The sequence below is a fragment of the Chitinophaga sp. Cy-1792 genome, assembly GCF_011752935.1.
In the GTDB taxonomy this organism is placed as follows: domain Bacteria; phylum Bacteroidota; class Bacteroidia; order Chitinophagales; family Chitinophagaceae; genus Chitinophaga.
On record NZ_VWWO01000001.1, the window covers coordinates 264,279 to 283,950 of the forward strand.

20 protein-coding genes are annotated in these 19,672 nt (G+C 46.3%); 15 read left to right on the forward strand and 5 right to left on the reverse strand.

Features of this window, described 5'->3' with window-relative positions; genetic code table 11:
- The first annotated feature begins 19 nt into the window (after positions 1-19).
- Positions 20-1,315: an erythromycin esterase family protein gene (locus tag F3J22_RS01065; protein ID WP_167013423.1), complete on the forward strand. Its 1,296-nt coding sequence runs from the start codon at positions 20-22 to the stop codon at positions 1,313-1,315.
- Here the strand turns inward: F3J22_RS01065 and F3J22_RS01070 are convergent.
- Positions 1,312-2,025 carry a hypothetical protein gene (locus tag F3J22_RS01070; RefSeq protein ID WP_167013425.1) on the reverse strand — a complete coding sequence of 238 codons (714 nt, stop codon included), beginning with the start codon at positions 2,023-2,025 and terminating at the stop codon, positions 1,312-1,314. The two genes, F3J22_RS01065 and F3J22_RS01070, sit on opposite strands and share 4 nt — an antisense overlap.
- Positions 2,026-2,112: 87 nt before the next feature.
- Entirely contained in the window at positions 2,113-2,394 is a 282-nt protein-coding gene (locus F3J22_RS01075; protein WP_167013427.1) for a hypothetical protein, read from the reverse strand.
- A 152-nt stretch (positions 2,395-2,546) separates the two neighbouring features.
- On the opposite strand from F3J22_RS01075, the gene F3J22_RS01080 reads away from it, so the two are divergent.
- Positions 2,547-3,134 carry an SMI1/KNR4 family protein gene (locus F3J22_RS01080; protein WP_167013429.1) on the forward strand — a complete coding sequence of 196 codons (588 nt, stop codon included), beginning with the start codon at positions 2,547-2,549 and terminating at the stop codon, positions 3,132-3,134.
- Between the two features lie 250 nt (positions 3,135-3,384).
- Complete coding sequence (locus F3J22_RS01085) at positions 3,385-3,696, forward strand: hypothetical protein (protein ID WP_167013431.1); 312 nt, start codon at positions 3,385-3,387, stop codon at positions 3,694-3,696.
- A gap of 109 nt (positions 3,697-3,805) precedes the next feature.
- Here the strand turns inward: F3J22_RS01085 and F3J22_RS01090 are convergent, their stop codons facing one another.
- The 3 genes from F3J22_RS01090 to F3J22_RS01100 all read right to left on the reverse strand — a co-directional run bounded on the left by F3J22_RS01090 (position 3,806) and on the right by F3J22_RS01100 (position 7,705).
- A complete protein-coding gene (locus tag F3J22_RS01090; RefSeq protein WP_240154978.1) occupies positions 3,806-4,144 on the reverse strand; it encodes a hypothetical protein in 339 nt (112 codons plus the stop codon).
- 145 nt (positions 4,145-4,289) lie between these two features.
- The gene (locus F3J22_RS01095) at positions 4,290-5,168 is read right to left on the reverse strand and encodes an AraC family transcriptional regulator (RefSeq protein WP_167013435.1); all 879 of its coding nucleotides are present in this window, start codon (positions 5,166-5,168) and stop codon (positions 4,290-4,292) included.
- A 143-nt stretch (positions 5,169-5,311) separates the two neighbouring features.
- Positions 5,312-7,705, reverse strand: coding sequence for a prolyl oligopeptidase family serine peptidase (locus tag F3J22_RS01100; protein ID WP_167013437.1), 2,394 nt, complete (start codon positions 7,703-7,705; stop codon positions 5,312-5,314).
- Between the two features lie 163 nt (positions 7,706-7,868).
- Between F3J22_RS01100 and F3J22_RS01105 the strand changes: the two genes are divergently transcribed.
- The 12 genes from F3J22_RS01105 (at position 7,869) to cobC (ending at position 19,548) form a co-directional block, all read left to right on the forward strand.
- On the forward strand, positions 7,869-8,684 hold the full coding sequence (locus F3J22_RS01105) for a hypothetical protein (protein WP_167013439.1): 816 nt from the start codon (positions 7,869-7,871) through the stop codon (positions 8,682-8,684).
- Positions 8,685-8,740: 56 nt separating this feature from the next.
- Positions 8,741-9,412: a FadR/GntR family transcriptional regulator gene (locus F3J22_RS01110; RefSeq protein ID WP_240154979.1), complete on the forward strand. Its 672-nt coding sequence runs from the start codon at positions 8,741-8,743 to the stop codon at positions 9,410-9,412.
- A gap of 75 nt (positions 9,413-9,487) precedes the next feature.
- On the forward strand, positions 9,488-10,720 hold the full coding sequence (locus F3J22_RS01115; protein WP_167013441.1) for an MFS transporter: 1,233 nt from the start codon (positions 9,488-9,490) through the stop codon (positions 10,718-10,720).
- Between the two features lie 45 nt (positions 10,721-10,765).
- Positions 10,766-11,674, forward strand: a complete 909-nt coding sequence (locus tag F3J22_RS01120; RefSeq protein ID WP_167013443.1) for a DMT family transporter — start codon at positions 10,766-10,768, stop codon at positions 11,672-11,674.
- A gap of 102 nt (positions 11,675-11,776) precedes the next feature.
- Positions 11,777-12,427, forward strand: a complete 651-nt coding sequence (locus F3J22_RS01125) for a hypothetical protein (RefSeq protein ID WP_167013445.1) — start codon at positions 11,777-11,779, stop codon at positions 12,425-12,427.
- A 113-nt stretch (positions 12,428-12,540) separates the two neighbouring features.
- A complete protein-coding gene (locus F3J22_RS01130) occupies positions 12,541-14,478 on the forward strand; it encodes a TonB-dependent receptor (RefSeq protein WP_167013447.1) in 1,938 nt (645 codons plus the stop codon).
- A gap of 15 nt (positions 14,479-14,493) precedes the next feature.
- Entirely contained in the window at positions 14,494-15,090 is a 597-nt protein-coding gene (locus tag F3J22_RS01135; protein ID WP_167013449.1) for a DUF6580 family putative transport protein, read from the forward strand.
- A 208-nt stretch (positions 15,091-15,298) separates the two neighbouring features.
- Positions 15,299-16,630 (forward strand): DUF5074 domain-containing protein, encoded by a 1,332-nt coding sequence (locus tag F3J22_RS01140; protein ID WP_167013451.1) that lies wholly within the window; start codon positions 15,299-15,301, stop codon positions 16,628-16,630.
- A gap of 8 nt (positions 16,631-16,638) precedes the next feature.
- Positions 16,639-17,160, forward strand: coding sequence for a bifunctional adenosylcobinamide kinase/adenosylcobinamide-phosphate guanylyltransferase (locus F3J22_RS01145; protein ID WP_167013453.1), 522 nt, complete (start codon positions 16,639-16,641; stop codon positions 17,158-17,160).
- A 41-nt stretch (positions 17,161-17,201) separates the two neighbouring features.
- Positions 17,202-18,233 carry a nicotinate-nucleotide--dimethylbenzimidazole phosphoribosyltransferase gene (cobT, locus tag F3J22_RS01150; protein ID WP_167013456.1) on the forward strand — a complete coding sequence of 344 codons (1,032 nt, stop codon included), beginning with the start codon at positions 17,202-17,204 and terminating at the stop codon, positions 18,231-18,233.
- Positions 18,230-19,006: an adenosylcobinamide-GDP ribazoletransferase gene (locus tag F3J22_RS01155; RefSeq protein ID WP_167013458.1), complete on the forward strand. Its 777-nt coding sequence runs from the start codon at positions 18,230-18,232 to the stop codon at positions 19,004-19,006. The genes cobT and F3J22_RS01155 overlap by 4 nt, the downstream gene beginning before the upstream one ends.
- Entirely contained in the window at positions 18,991-19,548 is a 558-nt protein-coding gene (gene cobC, locus F3J22_RS01160; protein ID WP_167013460.1) for an alpha-ribazole phosphatase, read from the forward strand. The genes F3J22_RS01155 and cobC overlap by 16 nt, the downstream gene beginning before the upstream one ends.
- Positions 19,549-19,672: the final 124 nt, after the last annotated feature.

Here is a 19,672-nt window from a genome sequence, read left to right on the forward strand (position 1 = left end):
CTGAATAAATCTACACGATATGAAAAAGTCATTCTTACTGTCAGGCAAACATGTAATCGCATTTTTGGTGGCAGTATTGTTATCATCAACCATAGCAACTGCCCAGCAATCAGATATTACCAGGTTAGCTGCCAGCATACGCAGCATAGATCCCAACGATACCAGCTATAGTGACCTGGAGCCTCTTAAATCCGCCATCGGCAATAGCCGCATCGTTATGCTCGGCGAACAGACACACGGTGAAGGCTCAACGTTTCTGGCTAAAACCAGGATCATCCGTTACCTCCACGAAAAGCTGGGGTTCGAAGTGCTGGCATTTGAAAGTGGCCTCTACGATGTAGCCCGTATCTGGCAAAACACTATCCATGGCGCCAGTTTCAAGGCCGAAGTACCCGGAAGTCTTTTCTACATGTACGCTACCACTCAACAAATGTATCCGCTGTTCGATTATATACAATCACAGTCAGCTACCACTAATCCATTGCTGGTAGCAGGTTTTGAAAGTCAGCATAGTGGCGCTAAATCCCAACATAACCTCTTTCCCGATTTCGCTGCATATCTCTCTAAAAATAATCCGGAGCTGCTAGACTCCAACTTCAGACTGGTACAGCGTATTGCAGAAACAACCTTTGCAAAATGGGACTTCAAACCAACTGCCGAAGAAAAAACAATCTTCCTTAAAAAATTAGAGCAGCTGAGAACTGCACTGGCCAATGACAACCAACCTGTCAACAACTTCCTGGACAGCAAAGGCTTCTGGTGCCAGGTAGTAAGTAGTATCCAATCACAGGTCACCAGATATTGGGGTATGGTTAGCGGCAATGAAATTTCTGTAAGAGATAAACAGATGGCGGATAATATTATCTGGCTGGCAGAGCATGCCTATCCGGGAAAGAAAATCATTGTTTGGGCACATAACAATCACATCTCAAAATCTACCAAAATTGCCAGCGACAATACCAAAGACCCTTTCATCGCCTTCTTTAATACTTTCACGCCAATGGGCGCTACCTTAAGCCACTACTTCGGTAACAACGTATATGCGTTAGGGTTTACCGGTGGTGCCGGCAAATACATCAATTATGTAAGTATGCAAATGGAAGAGGTGCCTGTAATGGCCCCAGGCAGCATAGAAGCGCAATTCAATGCTACCGGTTATGACAACGCCTTACTCGATCTCCGCAAAGGCCCTAAAGCAATGAAACAGGTCCAAACCGGCTGCCTCGCAGATTATCATCCATTACCGGCTATATGGACAAATATTTTCGACGGACTTTTCTTCATCAAAACCTCCGTACCAGTAGTAAGGGACTAAATGTAGCTGAGTAGTTTCAGGACAATGGCGCCTGTCAATACGATAGTAATGATATAAATAACCCAGGCGGCTCTTTTCCGACGTTCCTCGGAAAAGAGCCTGCTCTGATAGGCTGGCTTGGCAAACAGCCATAAAAAGGCCAGCAGCAGGCATATAGATAGTATAGAAAGGTACTTGTTCTCAAAATAGGCATAGCCGGCAATACCACCAAAGAGCAACACAATTCCCAGATACCTGAATTTCTCCTGGAAAGTTTTGGTGTCCTCCTCATCAAACGGGTGAATACGCTTCAATTCCTCCACCAGCTGATCATAGTCTTCAATTGTATTAGGAATGAGCATGGCAGCCCCCTGGCCCTCACCCCGTACAATAATGCCATTAGCGGTTTCCGCCATATTAGTGATTTCAAACCTGGAAAAACTCATTTCCTGTGCATAACGCTGCCGCCGGATGATCGTCTGGTCCGTAATCTCAATTTCAAATGTCCGCAAGGCCTCATTTACCTTACGCATCCTTAAATAGGAAGATACACTGATATAAGCGATCATCACCACAACAGGAACTATCAGCCCGCTTCCGGATACAAAACCGGTATGCTCTCCCATATACCAGAGAATGGCCATTACTATAATTCCGATCAGCACCAGGGTCCTGATCTGCGTCCACCGCTGCGCTTTAATTCCTTCGCTACTTATCTTGTAAACAGACATCCGGCTAAATATTTCTTCTAAAATAAAAAAATCCCGGAGGGTATTACTACTCTCCGGGATTTTTTATAGTAAAGTCGACATTACCTGCTATTCTTCGTCTTCTTCATCATCGCCGTCATCTTCCAGCCATTCCATGTAAGAATAATACCATTCTTCCAGTTGTTCCAGTAATTCAATTTTTTTCTCAGGAGCATCCTTGAAAAACTCTTCTACATTATCATACTCATGTACGATATCGATGTAGGCAGTTTCCTCGTCTTCTTCTACGCGCTTAGCAAAGAAACGTGGCGTCTGAGTATGGAAAATATATTCATTCTCCGGATCGTTTACAGGATCATCTGCTATCAAAAATTTAGGTAACTGTGCCATAATTAGTTATTTACTTTTTACAATAATCAACGTTGGTATTGTCGCACAAAAATATCGATTAAATAATTACAAAAACGGCAGGAGAATATAACTATGTCAAAAATTTCTGCTAATTTTTTTACATCTTTATCTCCGCATTAAACCCTCACCAAATGCAGGAATATTGGACAAGATGGGAAGCCTGGATGCACCAGCATGCCCCCAAACTGGTTGGTATCCTTAATCCAGGCGCTTCGTACGACGATATAGCTGAATTGGAAACACTTACCGGTATTGACATGCCGGCAGCTTTCAAGACTTTCTACGCCATCCACGACGGACAGCAGGTTTCCAGGGCAGGCCTCGTCAATGGAGACAAACTGCTGAGTATCACCGAAATAACAGATGAATGGATCACCTGGAAAGAAATGCTGGACAACGGCGCCTTCTCCCACAACGACGAGCCGTTAAAGGCAGAACCCGATACCGGTATCAAAGATAACTGGTGGAATCCCCTATGGATACCATTTACTTACGATGGCCTTGGCAATCACCTCTGCCTGGATTTTGACCCGGCCCCCGGTGGACAACCCGGCCAGGTAATTGCTTTCTGGCACGATGATAACCACCGCGAAATCATCGCGCCTTCCTTTGAAGCCTGGGTAGATAAGTATGTAAATGCCCTCGAAAATGGCATGTATGTATACCAGAAAAAATGGGGAATCGTCAGAAAAGACAGCCGGTATAATTTCAAGGATTAACCCAGTATCCAACGCTGCCGCGTATAACGATATTGATTATACGAAAACCAACCTTTCTCCTGCAGGTACTCTTCTTTTTTGCCAACAAAAGCGGCAAAAGCAATATATATTTTATTTTATATAGATGCTTTTTCGGGTAGATGATCAACATTTGCCACTCATCGACATTTATCACAATATATTGATAATCAACAATTTTACCCTTCTGGCATTATTGTTGAATCTATTAGAGTAGCTAAAACCAAAGTTTATGCACACTCCAAAGCATTTACCATTGTTTCTGATGGCTGCAGCTGTCGGCTTAGTTACATCATTAGTAGGTCAGCGCGCCTTCGGACAGGGAATTGAAAAAGCCGCGAAGAAAGTCGGTAACACTACCGCTTCCGTCGCAGTAAAAGGCACCTCAACAATTACAGACAAAACGTACAAAGGAAAGGAAGGTCCAAACGGTCAGGTAGTTTACATTGACAAGAAGGACCGCAAGTTTATTGTAGATGATAAAGGAAAGAAAGTTTATCTGAAACCTAATCAGATTCATGATAAACCGAAGAAAGACAAATAGATAAGTAGGTGCTCTCTAGCCATCGCCAGTTTTAGTCGAATATAAAAAGCCGCCTCTACATAGTAGAGACGGCTTTTTCCATTATTGAACCAGGCAGATTTCTACCTTCTTAAATTGCCCCTTTAAAGGTGGTATTTGTTCTTCCGCTTCCTTCCGGAGCACCCTTCGCCCAATCTTCATCATAATAAACAAAGAATGCCATCCAGATAGTGCGGCTCAGTCGCATGATTATTGGCTGCAATGCCAACAGCAGCAAGCCATTGAAGCCTAACCACCAGTATATGCTGTTATCATTGATAGAAAACCCGATGAACAGCCACCAGGCGATTAAACTGGCTACACATATCGCGATGGATAAGGCATAGCTTACATATCCGGTACCATAATAAAATCCCACCTCTACTTCTACCTTTTGTCCGCATACCGGGCAAACTTCAGGCATCTTCATAAAATTCTTTAAGTCATAGGGATTTTTGGTTTCATATATATCTCCACGGCGGCAACGGGCACATTTATTTCCCAATAAAGCTTTAAAGAAATTAGGTTTTTTGTCGTGACTTTTATCTGCACACATTGGTAAATGTTTTATATAATCAAATGATATTCTTTCTAAATTCTTCCGGAGTTACGCCGGCATATTTTCTGAAGAACTTCGTGAAGTAGGAATTGTCGGCAAAGTTAAGCTGGTAGGCGATCGAAGAGATACTTGTATCGGCCATCACCAGCAATCGCTTCGCTTCCAGCAGTACCCTGTCGCGGATAACTTCTCCTGCTGATTTCCCCAGCATATGCTGGCAGAATGCATTCAGATAATTAGGCGTTACGTATAACATGGCGGCATAGTCTTTCGGCAATCGCTGTTGCATGTAATGTTGCTCGACCAGCTTGCGGAAGTTGCGCAGCAACAGGTTATTGTGGAGCATTTCCTGCTTCACCTGGTCATGATGCGTAAATCTGCCTACCTTGATAAACAGTTCCAGCAAAAGCAGCCGAAGCATATCGAGGTTGTAAGGCTGATCGGTACATACTTCTTTCAGCATGTTTTCGAACAGATGGGCAATCTCCGGCACATGCCCGGGAGATAACTGCACAACGCCTTCGGTAGCCACTCCGCTCAGGAAGGGAAACCGCTCGATATAGTCAGCATCTTTCAGAAAAACATTGAAAAATCCCGGGGAAACATTGATCACATAACCTTCCAGCTGGCCTTCAAAATACCAGCCGTGCACCTGGCCCGGCACCATAAAGTACAGCTGCCCCGGTTCCACAGAAAACCGCTCGAAGTCGATGGTATGCGTTCCTTTGCCACTGGTAAAAAGTGCCAGATGATAAAAGGAATGACGATGTGGAAAATGAATATCCCTGTGTGTGGCCAGATAATCTGAAAACCTTGCTACCACTACATCCTCCTGATTGGGCTTTCCCATTACCAGAGAACAGATATCATATGTAGGAATCGCTGCCTTTGCCATGATGTTACAAAGGTACTACGCAGCAGGGTAACGGCTGTTGTGAAATTAGGGGCTTTAATGGTACTTTTTACCTATACTGGACATTTGGGGTATAAAAAAAGCCGCCTCTACAGAGTAGAGACGGCCATTATATCTTATTTTATTTATTTAACATATTTAGTCAGCCATTCGTCCATTTCCCACAGCATGTGGAGAATGCTTTCTTTACCGGCATAACCATGGCTTTCCTGTGGCAGGAATACCAGTCTGGCAGTACCGCCATTACCTTTGATCGCATTGTAGAAACGCTCACTCTGGATAGGGAAAGTACCGCTATTGTTATCTGCTTCACCGTGGATCAGCAGGATAGGCGTTTTCAGCTTGTCGGCATAAGAGAATGGCGCCATTTTGTAATAAACATCAGGAGCCTGCCAGTAAGAACGCTGTTCGTTCTGGAAGCCGAAAGGTGTCAGCGTACGGTTGTAAGCACCGCTGCGGGCGATACCAGCCTTGAACAGGTTCGTGTGTGCCAGCAGGTTAGCCGTCATAAACGCACCATAAGAGTGACCACCTACCGCTACACGGTTTCTGTCACCAACGCCCATATCGGAAATTTTATCGATCGCTGCTTCTGCATTGGATACCAGCTGATCGAGGAAATTATCGTTTGGCTCTTTATCGCCTTCACCAACGATAGGCATTTCGGTAGCATCCATTACTGCAAAACCACGGGTCACCCAGAAGATCGGAGATCCATAGGTAACACGGGTAAATTTGTATTCAGAACCTCTAACCTGTGCAGCATCGCTGGCAGACTTATACTCACGCGGGTAAGCCCACATCAGCACCGGCAGACGGCCATCTTTTTTAGGATCGTAGCCTTTAGGCAGGTACAGCATAGCCGTCAGGTCTACACCATCTTTACGCTTGTACTTCAACAGTTGTTTCTGAACGCCCAGCAGCGAAGGCTGTGGATGAGGGAAAGCCGTTAAGGCAACTGCCGATTTCTTTTTCAGGTCCTGCAAATAGTAGTTTACGGGAGATGATACGGACTCGCGCGCAGTAACTACCACGAGTTTCGCCGGGTCGATCACATCTTCCACCTGCTCAAAGTAAGGCGCCTGGCTACGCCAGAGGATATCCTGTTTTTTCGAGTTGAGGTTGTAACGTGACAGGAAAGGACGGTCGCCTTCAGGAGAAGCACCTGGCGCACGCATCAGGATATCTCCGGAAGGGGAAACATACAATACCTGTCTGCCATATTGGTTTTTCACCATTACAGGGGTGCCAGGATCGTTGTAACGGTCATTCTCAGATCTGTCGATCACCAGTACCGGCGCCTGATCAGGATGAGAAGGGTCGATTTTGCTCACTTTCACACGTTGTTTGGAACTGTTCATTTCGGTGATCAGTGCCAGTTGGTTGTTTGCCCAGGTAATACCTGCAAAACGCTCAGGCGTTTGTACCAGTACCGCAGGCGCCGCGGTGAAAGGCGCTTCCAGTGTGTTCAATGCATCCCTGAAAGGAACGGATTTTTTAGGATCGCCGCCATCCAGCGCTTTTACCCAGGTAATCGTTGCCGGAGCATCTGCACGCCAGCTGAAACGACGCGGGAAATCTGAGGTAGCATCAAAGCCTTTAGGACGGCTTTCGTCCAGCGGCTTGTCAGATAATACTTTTACTTTTTCGCCGTTCAGTTTCCAGATTGCTGTGTTGGTAGGAAAACGATCTTCTCCTACCAGGTAGGAATACGGACGATGACGCTCTTCTACCAGCAGGTATTGTTTGTCGGGAGAAGTTTGTACACTGGCGAAAATACCAGGCTTGCTGATGACTTCTTCTTTGGAACCATCTGTGATCACCAGTTCAGACTGGAAATAGTAGTCGAACAGCTGCTCATCGAAGGGGTTTTTCAGCATATCCTGGAAAGTGGCTGCAGGAGCTGCTTTACCGGAGGTCTGCTGAACAGTAGGCCCTTCTGGTGTGAGTGGTTGCTGCGGTGCTTTGCCAATAGCAGCAGGTACGGCAGACAGAATGAATTTGTTTTCATCCAGCCATGCATAGGCATTTCCTTCGATGCTGTTCAGTTTACGGGCACTTACCTGTTTTGCAACACCCGTGTTGATATCAGCCTGCCATAAGGTTACGCTGCTGTTGTCGCTCACCAGGAAAGCAATACTTTTCTGTGACGGCGACCAGGTAATGGTGCTGATACGTGCATTGGCCGGGAGTCCGGTTACTGCAATTTCTTTCTTCGACGCGATTTGCTTGATTTTGATAGCAGTCGCATATGCAGCGCGACTGAGGCTGAAATTGGCAGGATTGATACGGGAGCCCGCGAGGCGGTATTCCGGTTGCGACAGCTCCTCGATAGTTGGATAGCTGGAACGATCTATAATCAGCATGATATCGCCCTTGCCATTGAAATCAACGGAAGGTGACGGTGCGGCCATAGCTAATTCCAGAATGCTTTGCGGAGGGGTCTGATATTTTAGTGCCTCCTGTCCATATACCCTGAATGTGACCAATAGGGATAATGACAATACAATTTTTCTCATATAGCAGTTTTATTAATAAGCAGTTAGATAGGTACGTTTCGTACGCATAGGTCGATCCCGACAAAATAGGACATAATGCCAGTAATACAAAATGATTTATGATGAGTGCGAATTTGATTATATCAGGAAGAATTAATAATTTTCGACAACCTATACTACACTTATGATGACGAATGCAGAAGATGAACTGTGGAATAAACTACAGGCATTCCAATTTGATGAACCCGACACCTCCTTTACTTTCGTAAAACGTTTAGCGCGAGACAACTACTGGAACGATGAATTTGCCCGACGGGTGCTGGAAGAATACAGAAGATTCCTGTTTCTCTGTATTACCAGCAATAGCGGTGTTACTCCTTCCGATCAGGTGGATCAGGCCTGGCATCTCCACTTATCCTACACAGATAATTACTGGAATAAGCTATGCAGGGAAACTTTACAAAAGGAGCTCCATCACAACCCTACCAAAGGTGGTACGGAGGAAAATGACAAGTATGCAGATTACTATGACCTTACCCTTCAGCAGTATGAAGCTAAATTTGGAACGCTGCCTCCGCCGGACATCTGGCCTAAAGGTGATGAACGGTTTTCAGACATTGATTTTGTGCGGATAAACAGGCGGCATTTTCGGCTGGCCCGGCGCATCCATGCTACAGCATTTCCCCACCAGATGCTGGTAGCATCAATCTTAACTGGCTTTTTTCTTTGCATGATTTTTCGTGAGCTTATCATTTTGCCGCTCTCAATTGTCCCCTGGCTACTTTCTTACCTCGCCAACCATTTCTCACCGCACGCCTATGAACCAGTGCAACCTTCCAACGCGGGAGGCTCCGGATGTGGTACTAATGGATGCAGCGGAGACGGCCACCATTCCGGCCATGGTTGCAGTGGTCATGGTTGCAGCAGTCACGGTTGCTCTTCCGGATGTTCTTCTTCCGGCTGTAGTGGCTGTTCTTCAGGTTGCGGAAGCAGTCATTGATTTTTTTGTTTGCATTTCTCAGAAAAAAATAAATACTTTTGCAAACATCAGATGATATGATGAATACAGTTACACCAGTAAAAAGATTATCGCTGGCCGAAGAAGTGGCCGGCAGGATACAGGACCTGATCGTATCAGGCAAGATCGTTGTGGACCAGCAGCTCCCTACAGAACCGGAGCTGATGGCGCAATACGGTGTGGGAAGGTCCAGTATCAGGGAGGCCATCAAGATACTGGTGAACAGGGGCTTTCTGAAAGTTCAGCAAGGCCTGGGCACTTTCATCATTTCGCAGACCGGTTCCGGAGAACCGCTGACAACCTTATTGCAGCGGGCCGACTTTGAAGACCTCAATGAAGTACGGCTGATACTGGAAGTGAAGATCGCCGAAAAAGCCGCCATGCTGCGTTCCCAGAAGGATATCGACAAAATGAAAGGCTTCCTGAAAAAGCGCTATGAATATGCGATCGCCAATAACCTGGAAGCCTGTATACAGGCAGATATCAACTTCCATAAATCTATTGCCGATGCAGCCAGAAATGAGGTGATGATAGACCTTTATGCCAGTGTCGCCGATATGCTGAAGAAGTCGTTCGTACTGCGGTACGGCACCACTAAAACCTTTGTGGATACGCAACACCTGCACGATGCATTGCTGCAGGCTATTATCGACAAAGATCCCAAAAAAGCCTGGTCTTGCGCCACCAGGATTATGACACACGGAACATGATCATAAACACAGATAAATCAGTAGCCTAAAATTTTATCTTTAAACATCAGATGATCTGATCTCAAAAAACAAACAATGTCCACAACTTTAACCGAGCAACAACAGGAGACCAAACAGGCCGCCGAAAAAATCGCCCAACAGACGGTATTCTCGATATTGATCGCATTGAGTTTTACCCATTTGCTGAACGACACATTACAATCATTAATACCGGCCATTTATCCATTGGTAAAGGATTCCCTCAAACTTTCCTATTCACAGGTAGGTTTGATTACACTTACCTTCCAGATGTCGGCGTCCATTTTGCAGCCACTGGTAGGTTTTTATACAGATAAAAAACCACAGCCCTATTCCCTGGCAATAGGCATGGGCTTCACATTATTAGGACTGGTGAGTCTTTCCATGGCACATAGTTTCCCAATGGTACTGGTATCCGTAGCATTGACCGGCGTCGGCTCGGCAATATTCCATCCGGAAGCTTCCAGGCTCGCACACATGGCATCCGGTGGCCGTCATGGCATGGCGCAGTCGCTGTTCCAGGTAGGTGGAAATGCCGGCAGCTCCCTGGGCCCATTGCTGGCAGCAGCCATCATCGTGCCTTTCGGTCAGTTCAATGTTATCTGGTTTTCACTGGCAGCACTGCTGGCCATTATTGTGATGCTACGCATCAGCAAATGGTACATGGCACAGCCTAAAAAACCAAAAGTGAAAAAAGCGGCCGTACTTACAGATAAACCACAGCTATCCAATGGAAAAGTGATTTTCTCGCTGGCTATCCTGCTGGTACTCATCTTCTCCAAATACTTCTATATGGCCAGCATGACCAGCTATTATACTTTCTACCTGATCAATAAATTTAACGTAAGTGTACAGAGTGCGCAGGTATACCTGTTTGTATTCCTCTTCTCTGTAGCTGCAGGCACCTTTATTGGCGGGCCAGTAGGCGACCGCATCGGCCGCAAGTATGTGATCTGGATCTCCATCCTGGGCGTAGCACCGTTTTCATTGCTGCTGCCGCATGTAAACCTCGCCTGGACAGCCATATTAAGCGTCTTCATCGGCGTAATACTTTCTTCTGCCTTTTCTGCTATTCTCGTATATGCGCAGGAGTTAGTACCCGGTAAAGTAGGTATGATTGCAGGCCTTTTCTTCGGACTGGCCTTCGGTATGGGAGGTGTGGGTTCTGCCCTGCTTGGCCGACTTGCCGACCAGACCAACATCACCTATGTTTACCAGGTATGTGCTTATCTGCCATTGATTGGATTGCTAACAGGATTCCTGCCAAACCTGGAAAAGCGGACAAAATAGCGATTCGATGAATTCCGCTACATTCGCAGCAAATTTTAGATCATCATGTGGAAAGGCATATTGCTCGTGTTAATAGGCGCATGTAGCTTTGGAATATTATCAACAATCGTTAAACTCGGATATCAGCATGGCTTAACGCTGGGAGAAGTTTGCAGCGTACAGGCCGGCTTCGGAATGGTAGCACTCTGGTTCATTCATATGATCTCGGGTGCTACCACCTACGGACTTAAAAATAAAGATGCCAGGACATCCTTTATTCTTGGCAGTTCTACAGGACTGGTGAGTATTACGTATTACCAGGCTGTACAATATATCCCTGCGAGTCTGGGCATTATACTGCTGATGCAGTTTACCTGGATGAGCATGATGGCCGAATGGTTAATTTATAAGAAGAAGCCTACCGGGCGCCAATGGCTGGCGGTAGCGCTGATCCTCGCCGGAACTTTCCTGGCAGGGGGCATACTGAACAGCAGCGGGGCTTCCTTAAACTTAAAAGGCCTCGGATTCGGGCTGCTGGCGGCCTTCTTCTATACCATATTCATCGTGGTAAGCGGCCGTGTAGGCCGTGCGCTTACGCCGGTACTGAAAAGTGCCTGGATCGTTACCGGCGCTTTCATCATAATAACACTCATCTTTCCGCCACTTTATTTAGTAAATGGTCGTTTTACGGAAACCGGACTTTGGATGTGGGGAATACCACTGGCCTTATTCGGGACAGTGCTTCCCCCCTTCCTTTTCTCGAAAGGGATGCCGCAAACCGGCGTGGCATTAGGCGCCATACTCAGTGCTGCCGAGCTTCCGGTAGCCACTATCGCAGCTACCATCTTCCTACATGAACATATCACCACGGTGCAGATAATCGGTATCGGTATTATCCTGGGCGCCATTATACTGGCAAATCTCCGGTTCGGGAAGGCCCGGAATGCCGAAAACGAGGCCGGATATAGTCATTAAATTAATATTTACCCGGATATGCTCCCGGCAACACTACGGTGTATTTTTTAATTATCTTTGCTGCCTCGTATTAGAATAAAGTGAATTACGAACAGAATTTCCATGAAAGCATTTAACTTTTTTATTTTATATCGTTTCCCGATCGGCATTGTGCTGTTATTGGGCGGTATTGCCCTGGGTTTTACAGTTGGCTGGTGGGAAGCTTCCCTCGTATTGCTGCTTGCAGTGATCTGTCTGGTAACGCATGTGCTGTTTGGACCAATGAGAATGGTACAGGAAGCTGTGGAAGCCGGTGACCTCGAAAGAGCCAATAAACTCATGAATCAGATTAAATGGCCTAACCTGCTCTATAAACCTATCCGTTCCGTATACTACTTCATGCAGTCTAACATGGCCATGTATACCAACGACCTGGATAAAGCAGAATCTACTATACGCCAGAGTATCAAATCCGGCAGCCCGATGAAGGAATATGAAGGTATGCAGTACTTCCAGCTTGGAAATATCGCTTACCAGAAAAATGACCTGAAATCAGCTGACCAGAACCTGAAGAAGGCGGTTCGTATGGGCCTGCCAGACAAGGAAAATACAGCTGCTGCCCTGCTGACCCTCTCCGGTATTGCGATGAGCCGCCGCGAGTTTAAATCTGCAAAAGATTACTTCCGCAGAGCAAAAGCACAAAAACCTACCAACGACCAGATCGTAAGCCAGATCAAAGAAATGGAGAAACATATCTCCCGTCTTCCTGGTTGATTTTACCATATTCAAAGGGATATCTCCACAGATATCCCTTATTTTTTTTACGAATTACAGATTTTTTCTCTTACCGGATTAATCTGTAATTCTTTTTTTTTGTTAGATGCTTTATGAAAATACTTTTAGCAACCATCATCTTATTTGCATCCCTGCCAGGTATGGCGCAGGATACTACCCATAGCCGCCAGCTGTCGGAAGTTACGGTAACCGCTTCCAAAGTGCCAATGAAAGCCAGCGAAACAGGTAAAGTGCTGACCATCCTTACGCGACAGTATCTCGATAAAAATAATGGCAAAACGGTAGCAGATATACTGAATACACAGCCCGGGCTGGTGATTAACGGCGCCAATAATACACCGGGGTCCGTCCAGACAGTATATATGCGTGGCGCCGGCTCCGGTAATACACTGATTCTTATCGATGGGATGCCCGTTTCTGATGCCTCCCAGATTTCCGGTGCCTTTGACCTTAACTTCATCTCCACACAGGAGATAGAGCGTATTGAAATCCTCCGTGGTGCCCAATCTACGCTTTACGGCTCCGATGCCGTAGCTGGTGTGATCAATATCATTACCCGGAAAGCCGGCGATAAGAAATTCGGTGCCACTGCCTCACTGGGATACGGCAGCTATAATGATAAACAGGCTGGAATCAATCTACATGGGCATCTGGATAAATTCTCCTATATCCTCGGCTATAAATTTGAAAAAACAGACGGCTTCTCCGATGCCACCGATACCACCGGACATGCCAACTTCGACAAGGACGGATTCCGGCAGCATACCGTATTTGCCAAACTGGGACTGGAAGCCGGCAAAAGATGGAACCTGCAATACCTCTTTAATTTCAGCGACTATCACCATGCGCTGGATGAAGGCGCTTTCATTGATGACCGCGACTATAACGGCCAGTTCCAGTATATGCTCAATACCTTCAGCAGCACCTATAAATTCAAACTGGGAGAATGGCGCCTGTTGTATAGCTATCAGCAAAATAAAAGGCACTATCTGAACGATAGCGGCTATATAGCGCCAACCGGCTATACCAAATATGATGATTCACATTTTTCATCGTATACGCACCAGGTGGAAAGCTATGTAAACCTGGATTTCACCCGACAGGTACGTGTAATAGGTGGCGGTGTTTTTATGGCATCCCGTACCGGTCAGGATGATTATCTGATCGGAAACTATCCGGGTGCGACGCCATATATCACCAATATCCCCAAAGACAGCGCACATGCCAATCAGGTAAGTGCCTACGCATCCGTTTTGCTGCGTAACATGGGTGGATTCAACCTGGACGTTGGCGGTCGCTACAATCATCACCAGTTGTATGGTAATAATTTCACTTATTCCATCAACCCTTCGTATCTGCTGAACGACCAGCATAAGTTCTATGTCAATGTTGCATCCGGCTATAAGACACCTACCCTTTATCAACTATACGCGCCAGGTTATGGCAACAGCGGCCTTAGCCCGGAAGTGACCACCAGCTATGAGGCAGGTTACCAGCTGTACCTGCATCGTGCTAATTTCAGGGTTACTGGTTTTTGGAGAGATACCCGCGATCTGATCATATTTTATTCAGACCCCGTTACATATGCCGGACAGTATAGAAATGCCAATAAGCAACAGGCATCCGGATTAGAAGCAGAATTTGAGGTAGAGATTATCCGTGGGCTGGATTTTACGGCCAACTATAGCTATACAGATGGTCATATAACAGAGACGGCAACGAACGGTAGTAAAAACACCTTTTACAACCTCTACCGGATTCCCCGGAATATGGGAAATGCTACTTTGGGGTACCAGATCACCTCCTCACTTTATGCGAGCGCATCCTATAAATATGTAGGCCTGCGCTATGATGTAAGTAACCCGCTGGGAGATTATTACACCGTAGATCTTTATGGTGAGTATAAATTTGGTAACTTGCTTAAAATTTTCGCCGGTTTCCGAAATATTACAGATTATAAATATTTCGATGTGACAGGATATAATTCGAGAGGCTTTAATTTCAATACAGGAGTTATCTTTAACCTTTAAATACTAAATCAACATATGTCTTTAAAGAATCTTAATCCGCAATTTGGTGTGCTTTTGCTGTTCATTCTGGCAGCAGGAGTAATCAGAGTTGTGTTGGGCGCAGATGCTAATATGTCGCCGATTGCAATGTTTTCACCTTTAGGAGCGATGGCGCTGTTTGGCGGCTCTACCTTCGCTAAAAGCTGGAAAGCATTTGTATTCCCTTTACTGGCGCTGTTTCTGAGTGATGTTGTACTGATGCAGGTGTTTAACAAACAATATGCACAGGGTCTGCTTTACAGTGGCTGGTACTGGACATACCTGAGCTTTGTACTGATTGTTGTTGTTGGCCAGGTAATGATTAAGAAAATTGCAGTTGGCAATATCGTAGCGGCTTCCATCGTAGCAGCTATCGTACATTGGATTGTTTCTGACTTTGGCGTTTGGATTTCCGGTGGTACAGACATGACTACCATGCAGCCTTACACCAAAGACATGGCAGGCTTTATCAGCTGCTATGCACAGGCAATTCCATACATGAGATTTTTCCTCGCCGGTACCCTGATCTATTCTGCCGTATTCTTCGGCGGACTGGCACTGGCTTATGGCAAAAAGCTGCGTACCGCGCAGTAATGGCCTGTCAGCAATAAATATTATTTAGTTTAGAGATTTATTACGCGTAGCACCTTGAAAGGTTTTACACGTAATGAATCTCTAAATCTTTTTTGGGGAAACCCGATTTCCTATCTTGCATAAGTTGAATTCTGTCTATAGCACCGGGTATGCACGAATAACGATAGCGGGCATACGCACGGAAAATCGTATAAAAAATCAATAGCTCATGCGTAAAATTTCACGCTCCCTTCAGTTTCCCCTGGTACTTGTAGCATTGGCCATGATGGGAATCACCGCCTGCCAGAAGAACGAGGCAGGTATTGTCATACCTGAAGTTGTTTCTCCGGGTTTAAATAACAATGGCAATGGAAATGATACTATCTATATAGGCGATTCCAAAACTATCCGTCCGCAACTGGGCAATGTTTCCGGTACGCCTACTTATCAGTGGCTTGTAAACGGTGTTGAAAAAAGTACTGATTCCGTATTTACCTTTAAGCCTGCTGAAAGAGGTGATTATACCATTTCCTTTAAAGTATATGCAGGCAACAGTCTTTCCGGTTACTATTACCGTATTAAAGTACTGGGCCCATGGGAAAACGGCTTCTACATTGTGAATGAAGGAAATTATCCTGCTACAGGCGAGCTGAACTTCTATCGTAACGGAGCAGACAGCATTTACCAGAACATCTATGGTAAAGTAAACGCCGGCAAAAAGCTGGGTGTTACTTCTGAATATGGCGCCATCTACAATGGTCAGTTATATATCGTATCCAAAAGTGGTCCGCTGGTAGTGGCAGATGCCTACAACCTGCTGGAAAAAGGCCGTACCGCCCCACTGCCTGCCGAAGGTCATGCCTTCTGCGGCATCGATAACTCCCGTGGCCTCGTGAGCACCACCGACGGTGTGTACGTAATGGACCTGAACACACTTACCCTTACCGGTAAAGTGAATGGCATTACCGGAGAAACCGGCGGCATGCTCAAATCAGATAATTTTGTATTTGTATTAACAAAAAATGATGGTGTCGTTGTATTAAATGCAGCAGACCTCAGCATTAACAAAAAAGTGGTTAAAGCATCCGTAGGATTTGCCAAAAGCCGTGATGGCCGTATCTGGGCAGGGGAAGGTAAAAACCTCTATGCCATTGATGGCGGTAACCTGGCTGTTCAGACTTATCCTATCAGCTTCGACATCTACGATACATGGGGCTTCTGGAATGCTGGCTCCTTCTGCGCATCAGCGGCTGAAAACGCTATTTATTTTGCACAGACAGGTCAGTACGGCGGCGGTTCCAACGTGTATAAATTTGTACCAGGTATAGACAGTACCCTTACTGTTCCTATCGTAAAACTGCCGGCAGACAGAGAACTCTATGGTGCCGGTGTAAGGTACAACCCAACAGATACCACCCTGGTCATTACAGGCATGAAACCAGGTTACGGTGTGAACTCTCAGGAGAACACATTGTTTATATATAATGCCATGACAGGTGCCTTGAAGAAAAGTATTCCTTATACCGGATATTTCTTCCCTGCCATGCCCGTATTAAACTAACTACATTCATGATATATTTGATCACAGGCGGTGTCAGATCAGGGAAAAGCAGGTATGCACAAACCCTTGCATTATCCCATAGTCCGAGTCCGGTTTATGTTGCCACCGCCCGCATCTGGGACGAAGATTTCGCAGAAAGGGTACAGCGGCACAAAGATGACCGAAGCGCCGCCTGGATCAATTATGAAGAAGAACGATATATAAGCCGCCTACCCCTCGAGGGGCAAACTGTTTTAATAGACTGCGTCACACTTTGGCTTACCAATTTATTTGAAGATTCGTCACACCGTTTAGAACCAGCCCTGGAAACCATAAAGGCTGAGATAGATGCCATTCACCAGAAAGCCGGTACCTACATCATCGTAACCAATGAAATCGGGATGGGTATCCACGGCCAAACTGTAACTGCCCGCAAGTTTGCAGACCTGCAGGGCTGGACCAATCAATACATCGCCCGTTTAGCCGATACTGTAATACTGATGATTGCCGGAATTCCCGTTATAATAAAAGATGAAGCTGGCAAGCGATAGCGAACTATTTTTTGTGTTGATATAAAAAGAGGAGAAATAAGATGATTACACCCGTATCTACCTTACTGAAGGAACCCTTGCAAGAAAAGATTGATCAGAAAACCAAACCACCCGGCTCCTTAGGCAAACTGGAAAAGATTGCACTACAGGCCGGACTAATCCAGGAAACGCTTACACCAGCCCTTCATCATCCGGCGATCATTGTATTTGCCGGCGATCACGGCATAGCGGAGGATGGACTCGTAAACCCTTTTCCACAGGCAGTTACCGCCCAGATGGTTTACAACTTTCTGAACGGAGGCGCCGCCATCAATGTATTTTCCCGACAACATAAACTGGATCTGCGAATTGTAGATGCAGGCGTTAATCACAGCTTTGGAACACATCCGCAGCTGCGCGACCGCAAAATAGGCATGGGCACGAAGAACTATCTTCATCAGCCAGCCATGAGCAAGGAACAATGCGCTGCCGCCATGGATGCGGGCGCAGAAGAAGTATATCAATTATACCAGGAAGGCTGTAATATTATTGGCTTCGGAGAGATGGGCATTGGCAACACCTCTTCCGCTGCCCTGCTGATGAGTCACTTTACCGGCATGCCCATAGACGAATGCGTCGGCATTGGTACCGGCTCCAATATGCAGCAGCTCGAACAAAAAAAGGCCGTACTGCGCCAGGTACAGGCATTCCACCCTACACCCGGTTCCCCTTTACAGGCGATGGCCACCTTCGGTGGGTTTGAGATAGCTATGATCTGCGGCGCCATCATACAGGCAGCAGAATTTAAGATGATAATCGTGATAGATGGGTTTATTGTATCCGCAGCCCTGCTGGCAGCGGCAGCCATGTACCCCGACGTCCTGGATTACTGTGTTTTCGCACATTGCTCCAATGAAAAAGGCCACCAGTCCATGCTGCAATACCTCCATGCCGATCCGCTTTTACAGCTCGATATGCGCCTGGGAGAAGGCACCGGCGCTGCATTAGCCATTCCGCTGATACAAAGCGCAGTGGCATTCCTCGAAGAAATGGCCAGTTTTGGTAGTGCTCAGGTTTCAAACAGATCGATATGAGGGAACAATGGCAACTGATCCGGACAGCACTCATGTTCTATACCCGTTTACCCGTTACCGTCAGCGAACCCTATGATCCCGAATCATTGAACAGGGCTACCCGTTATCTGCCACTGGTGGGATGGATCACCGGCGCATTTATGCTGCTGGTAGTATGGGCTTTACAGGATATGGCCCCCAAAGCGCTGATAGCCTTACTATGTATCTGCGTCAGCGTATGGGTTACCGGCGCCTTCCACGAAGACGGCTTCGCAGATATGTGCGATGGCTTCGGCGGCGGCTGGACAAAAGAGAAGATCCTGGAAATCATGAAAGACAGCCGTATCGGTACTTACGGTATGCTGGGCCTCCTCCTCCTTATTGCTACCAAACTGGTATCGCTGATGTGCCTGCCCACATATGTGCTGATGATGGCCATCATTGCGGCACAGCCACTAAGCAGGTTTACCGCCCTTACCATCATCTATACCCAGCAATATGTAAGAGAAGATGAACTAAGCAAAGCAAAACCTATCGCCAAAGGGATTACCAATACCGACCTGATGATAGCAGCCTTCTTTGGGATCACGCCTTTCCTTGCCACCACCTATGCCTTGCATAAGCCCGAATTACTGCTGACCATTCCGGCCCTCCTGCTGATAAGGATGTATATGGCCAGGCTGATGCACAAATGGATCGGTGGCTATACCGGCGATTGTTTGGGCGCTGTTCAGCAAGTAGCGGAAACAGTTATATATTTGTGCTTTTGTATTCTGGGATGGAAATATACCTGATCCGGCACACCACTCCGGCCGTAGAACGTGGCATTTGTTATGGCTTCGCTGATATAGACGTAGCGCCAACTTTTGAGACGGAAGCTGCCCGCGTGAAGGGCCTCCTGCCCGATAAACCGCTGGTCGTTTATTCCAGCCCGCTTCAACGCTGCCGGAAACTGGCAACCTACCTTTTCAGCAACAATTTCACTACCGACGACCGGCTTAAAGAACTGAATTTCGGTGAATGGGAAATGAAACGCTGGGACGACCTCGGCCCTGATGCGCTCCAGAAATGGATGGATGATTTCGTGTATGTGCGGGTGCCTGGCGGTGAAAGCTATATAGACCTGCGGGACAGGGCTGTAGCGGTTTTAAACGAAGTCATCAGCAAGGGAAAAGATGCGGTACTGGTAACACATAGCGGTATCATCCGGGCTTTGCTGGCACATGTTTCCGGAACACCCTTAGAAAAATCGTTTGAGCGCCGCACGGAGTATGGCCGGGTTGCCTGCCTGAAAGTGGTAAACGGTGCCATAGAGATCGATTTTTATAATTCATAAGCATCTGAAATATAAAATTTTATACATATCACTGTAAATATCTCGGGTAAAATCTGAAAAAACCAGATTTCGTACTAACTTTATACAAATATTTACCGTAAAAGAACACACTAAAACCTGGTAT